Annotated in this window: 1 protein-coding gene; it reads left to right on the top strand. The window is 72.1% G+C overall.

Features of this window, described 5'->3' with window-relative positions:
- Positions 1-158: 158 nt before the first annotated feature.
- A partial coding sequence (locus tag HMPREF0975_RS14335; RefSeq protein ID WP_049939995.1) for a type 1 glutamine amidotransferase occupies positions 159-872 on the top strand: 714 nt, incomplete at its 3' end.

Consider the following 872-nt stretch of genomic DNA (forward strand, 5'->3'; position numbering starts at 1 on the left):
ACAGCTGATGTAAGGGACGGAGGTGTGGGGATCGTGGATGCTTCATCCGGGCCATGCTCCCCGCAGGGCGCGGGTGTGAGCAAGTCGTTTCGCCTCAGGCGGCACGTGTGCGCCTGTCGCTGGTTGCGAGCATTCGAACCACCGGCAGAATGTCACCCATGACAGATACGCTCACGATCACCGTCATCGAGCCCGAGGAGCTCGCCCCCGTGGGGCGCCTGGGGGAGTGGCTCTTCGCCGAGGGGGCCGCTCTGCGCATGGTGCGCCCCTGGCAGGGCGAGGCCATCCCCTGCCTGGACGAGGTCGGTGACGGCCTCGTGGTGCTGGGCGGTTCCATGAGCGCCCATGACGAGGCCGACCACCCCTGGCTGTCCGACTTGCGTGAGCTGCTGCGCGGCGTCGTCGCCGCCGACGTCCCCGCCATTGCCATCTGCCTGGGCGCCCAGGTGACCGCCGAGGCCCTGGGCGGCACCACGGCCGTGCCGGCGCTGGGCAACGACGAGGTCGGCGTCGTCGAGCTGACCATCACGCCCGCCGGCGAGAGCGACCCAGTTTTCGGGCAGGTGGCCGCCGAGGCCGTCCGCGCCGCCCACCGTGCCGGGATCTCCACCGCCGGCGGCACCCGCTTCCCCGTCATCGTCTCTCACCACGACGCCGTTACCCATCTGCCCGATGCCGCCACCCTTCTGGCCTCCTCCGACCGCTCCCCGGTCCACACCTGGCGGGCGGGCCGGCTCCTGGCCTTCCAGCACCACCCCGAGTCGGACCCGGCGCGCGTGGCCTACTGGCGCACCCGCGACGCCCTGAACGACCTGGCCGGCACCATGGACGCGGCCTCGCTCAAGGCCGCCCGCAACGCCCTGGAGGTGGCC

This window comes from Actinomyces sp. oral taxon 849 str. F0330 (genome assembly GCF_000239715.1).
Lineage (GTDB): Bacteria > Actinomycetota > Actinomycetes > Actinomycetales > Actinomycetaceae > Actinomyces > Actinomyces johnsonii.